The sequence below is a fragment of the Streptomyces flavofungini genome (genome assembly GCF_041028215.1).
Classification (GTDB): Bacteria; Actinomycetota; Actinomycetes; order Streptomycetales; family Streptomycetaceae; genus Streptomyces; species Streptomyces flavofungini_B.
Map to the genome: position 1 here is coordinate 1 of NZ_JASKYR010000763.1, position 4,537 is coordinate 4,537.

At 73.5% G+C, this 4,537-nt stretch carries 4 protein-coding genes; all 4 read left to right on the forward strand.

Annotated features, from left to right (window positions below):
• Window positions 1-2,030, forward strand: a 2,030-nt coding sequence (locus AB8Z36_RS33995; protein ID WP_369217243.1) for a S41 family peptidase, incomplete at its 5' end; no start/stop codon positions are given.
• Between the two features lie 75 nt (window positions 2,031-2,105).
• Window positions 2,106-2,459 (forward strand): histidine triad nucleotide-binding protein, encoded by a 354-nt coding sequence (locus AB8Z36_RS34000; RefSeq protein ID WP_369217244.1) that lies wholly within the window; start codon window positions 2,106-2,108, stop codon window positions 2,457-2,459.
• Window positions 2,460-2,474: 15 nt separating this feature from the next.
• Complete coding sequence (locus tag AB8Z36_RS34005; protein ID WP_369217245.1) at window positions 2,475-3,380, forward strand: ribonuclease Z; 906 nt, start codon at window positions 2,475-2,477, stop codon at window positions 3,378-3,380.
• A 71-nt stretch (window positions 3,381-3,451) separates the two neighbouring features.
• Window positions 3,452-4,453: an adenosine deaminase gene (locus AB8Z36_RS34010; RefSeq protein ID WP_369217246.1), complete on the forward strand. Its 1,002-nt coding sequence runs from the start codon at window positions 3,452-3,454 to the stop codon at window positions 4,451-4,453.
• The last annotated feature ends 84 nt before the right edge of the window (window positions 4,454-4,537 follow it).

Consider the following 4,537-nt stretch of genomic DNA (forward strand, 5'->3'; position numbering starts at 1 on the left):
CCGTCGCCTCGCACGACGGCAGGGTGCTGCTCGTGGAGCGGGAGAGCGGCGAGGTCCGCGAGGTCGACCGGGGCGAGGACGGCGAGGCCACCGGGCTCGTCTTCTCGCCCGACTCCGCCTGGCTCGCCTGGTCGCACCCCGGGCCGCGCCCGCTGCGGCAGCTCAGGCTCGCCAACACCGCCGACCTCTCGGTCTCCGACGCCACGCCGCTGCGCTTCCGCGACTACTCACCCGCGTTCACCCTCGACGGCAAGCACCTCGCCTTCCTCTCCGCGCGCGCCTTCGACCCGGTCTACGACGAGCACGTCTTCGACCTCGCCTTCGTCGGCGGCTCCCGGCCGCACCTGATCACGCTCGCCGCGACCACGCCGTCCCCGTTCGGTCCGCAGCGCCACGGCAGGCCCTTCGAGGCGCAGGACGGCGGCGCGGAGACCCCGGACAGCGAGGGCGCCCCCGTCACCCGCGTCGACTTCGACGGGCTCGCCGACCGCATCGTGCCCTTCCCGGTGGAGGCCGCCCGCTACTCCACGCTGCGCGCCGCCAAGGACGGGCTGCTCTGGCTGCGCCACCCGGTGCGCGGCGTCCTCGGCGCCTCCCGGGCACACCCCCTCGACCCGGACCCGCACACCGAGCTGGAGCGGTACGACCTCGCCCAGCACCGCGTGGAGGAACTGGCCGCCGACGCCGACCACTTCGCGGTCACCGGCGACGGCAAGCGGGTCCTGCTGTGGACCGACGGCAAGCTGAAGGTCGTCCCGAGCGACCGGCGGGCCTCCGGCGACGAGGACAGCGACTCGAACATCACCGTCGACCTCTCCCGTATCCGGCACACCGTCGACCCGGCCGCCGAGTGGCGCCAGATGTACGACGAGACCGGCCGCCTGATGCGGGACAACTTCTGGCGGGCGGACCTCGGCGGCGTCGACTGGGACGGCGTCCTGGAGCGCTACCGCCCCGTCCTGGACCGCGTCGCCACCCACGACGACCTGGTGGACCTGCTCTGGGAGGTGCAGGGCGAGCTGGGCACCTCGCACGCGTACGTCTCCTCCGGCGGCGGGGGCGGCGGGGCCGCGTACCGCCAGGGGCTCCTCGGCGCCGACCTCGCGCGCGGCGAGGACGGCCTCTGGCGCGTCGGCCGCGTCCTGCCGTCCGAGACCTCCGACCCCGCGGCCCGCTCCCCGCTGGCCGCCCCCGGCGTCGCCGTCAGGACCGGCGACGCGGTGATCGAGGTCAACGGCCAGGGCGTCGACCCGGTCACTGGCCCCGGACCGCTGCTCGTCGGCACCGCGGGCAAGCCCGTCGAGCTGACCGTCTCGCCCTCCGGTGGCGGCGACCCGCGGCACGCCGTGGTGGTCCCGATCGACGACGAGGGGCCGCTGCGCTACCACGCGTGGGTCGCCGACCGGCGGGCCTACGTCCACGAGCGCTCGGGCGGCAGGCTCGGCTACCTCCACGTACCCGACATGCAGGCGCCCGGCTGGGCGCAGATCCACCGCGACCTGCGCGTCGAGGTCGCCCGTGAGGGCCTGGTGGTGGACGTGCGCGAGAACGGCGGCGGGCACACCTCGCAGCTCGTCGTGGAGAAGCTGGCCCGCCGGATCATCGGCTGGGACATGCCACGGGGCTCGCGGGCCTTCAGCTACCCGCAGGACGCGCCGCGCGGCCCCGTCGTCGCCGTGGCCAACGAGTTCTCCGGCTCCGACGGCGACATCGTCAACGCCGCCATCAGGGCGCTCGGCATCGGCCCCGTGGTGGGCACCCGCACCTGGGGCGGCGTCGTCGGCATCGACAGCCGCTACCACCTGGTCGACGGCACGCTCGTGACCCAGCCGAAGTACGCGTTCTGGCTGGAGGGCCAGGACTGGGGCCTGGAGAACCGCGGGGTCGACCCCGACGTCGAGGTCGTGACCACCCCCGACGACTACGCGGCGGGCCGCGACCCGCAGTTGGACGAGGCGGTACGGATCGCGCTCGCCGCCCTCGCGGAGAACCCGGCGAAGACGGCACCCGAGGTGCCGGGCGCACGCTGACCTTGCCCCGGCCCCGCCGCGGCGGGGCCGATAGCATGCCGAACGTACTGATCTTCCCGATCCAGGAGGCGGCCCATGGCGGGCGAAGCGCAAGACGACTGCCTGTTCTGCAAGATCGTCGCGGGTGATGTGCCGGCGACCGTCGTTCGCGAGACGGCGACGACCGTGGCCTTCCGGGACATAAACCCGCAGGCGCCCACCCACGTCCTGGTGATCCCCAGGGCGCACTACCCCGACGCCGCGTCGCTCGCCGCCGCCGAGCCGGGCATCGCCGCCGACGTGCTGCGCGAGGCGGGCGAGGTGGCCGCCGAGGAGAAGTCCGACAGCTACCGCATCGTCTTCAACACCGGCACCGGGGCCGGGCAGACCGTCTTGCACGCGCACGCGCACGTCCTGGGCGGCCGCGGCCTCCAGTGGCCTCCCGGATAGCGGGGCCAACTCCTCTTGTCCGTACGTGAACTGGTCGTGCTCGGCACGGCAAGCCAGGTCCCCACCCGGCACCGCAACCACAACGGCTACGTGCTGCTCTGGGACGGCCAGGGCATCCTCTTCGACCCCGGCGAGGGCACGCAGCGGCAGCTGCTGCGTGCCGGGGTCGCCGCGCACGACCTGCACCGGATCTGCGTGACGCACTTCCACGGCGACCACAGCCTGGGCCTCGCCGGGGTGATCCAGCGCATCAACCTCGACCGCGTCCCGCACCCCGTCACCGCCCACTACCCGGCCTCCGGGCAGCACTTCTTCGACCGGCTGCGGTACTCCACGGCGTACCGCGAGACGGTGTCGCTGGTCCAGGAGCCGGTCGCCGCCGACGGACCGCTGGGCGCGGGGCCCTCGTACACGCTCGACGCGGTGAAGCTCTCGCATCCCGTCGAGTCCTACGGCTACCGCCTCACCGAGCCCGACGCACGGCGCATGCTGCCCCGGCTGCTCGCCGAGCGCGGCATCAAGGGGCCCGACGTGGGGCGCATCCAGCGGGAGGGAAGCCTCGGCGGGGTCACGCTCGACGAGGTCAGCGAGGTGCGGCGGGGACAGCGGTTCGCGTTCGTGATGGACACGCGGCTCTGCGCGGGCGTGCACACGCTCGCGGAGGGCTGCGACATGCTCGTCATCGAGTCCACCTTCCTCGACGAGGACGAGCGGCTCGCCACCGACCACGGGCACCTCACCGCGGGCCAGGCCGCCCGGGTGGCGACCGCCGCCGGGGTGCGCCACCTCGTCCTGACACACTTCAGCCAGCGCTACCCCGACCCGACCGCCTACGAGCACCAGGCCCGCGCCGCCGGATTCGACGGCGAACTCACCATCGCCCGCGACCTCACGCGCGTGCCGGTGCCGAAGCGGACCTGAGCGCCGACGGAACCCGCGACTCCGGGGCAGCACCCCCTGAGCACCACCACAGAACTGAGCGAGACCGCACCATGCCGATCCCCAAGGCCGAACTCCACCTCCACATCGAGGGCACCCTCGAACCCGAACTGGCCTTCGCCCTCGCCGCGCGCAACGGCGTCGACCTGCCCTACGCCGACACCGACGAGCTGCGCAAGGCCTACCTCTTCGACGACCTCCAGAGCTTCCTCGACCTCTACTACGGCCTGATGGCGGTCCTGCGCACCGAGGCCGACTTCGAGGAGCTCGCCGACGCCTATCTCGCCCGCGCCGCCGGGCAGGGCGTGCGGCACGCGGAGATCTTCTTCGACCCGCAGGCGCACATCGCGCGCGGCGTCCCCATCGGCACCGTCGTCGAGGGCCTCTCCCGCGCGCTCGGCCGGAGCGAGGAGCGGCACGGCGTCTCCACGCGGCTCATCATGTGCTTCCTGCGCGACCAGTCGGCGGAGTCCGCCATGGAGACGCTCGAAGCCGCGAAGCCCTACCTCGACCGGATCATCGGCGTCGGCCTCGACTCCGCCGAGGTCGGCCACCCGCCGGTCAAGTTCAAGGAGGTGTACGAGGCCGCCGCCGCGCTCGGTCTGCGCCTCGTCGCCCACGCGGGCGAGGAGGGCCCGCCCGCTCACATCACCGAGGCCCTGGACGTGCTGCGGGTCGAGCGGATCGACCACGGCCTGCGCTGCGTGGAGGACCCGGCCCTGGTCGAGCGTCTCGCCGCCGAGCGCGTGCCGCTCACCCTCTGCCCCCTCTCCAACGTCCGGCTGCGCACGATCGACGTCCTGGCGGACCACCCGCTGCCGCGGATGCTGGACGCCGGGCTGATGTGCACGGTCAACTCCGACGACCCGGCCTACTTCGGCGGGTACGCGGGGGACAACTTCGACGCGGTCCGCGAGGCGCTCGGGCTCGACCACGAGCGGTTGCGCACGCTGGCGCGCAACTCCTTCGAGGCGGCCTTCCTCGACCGCGACGCGGCCGACGAGGCGCTGCGGGCGCGGTACCTCGCCGAGGTCGAGGCTTATTCGTTCGACTGACGCCGAGGCGCCGGGATACGGTCCCGGCATGGATTCCTTCCTTCAGATCTACGGCTGAGACGGCCCCTTGGGCCTTCCCGCCCC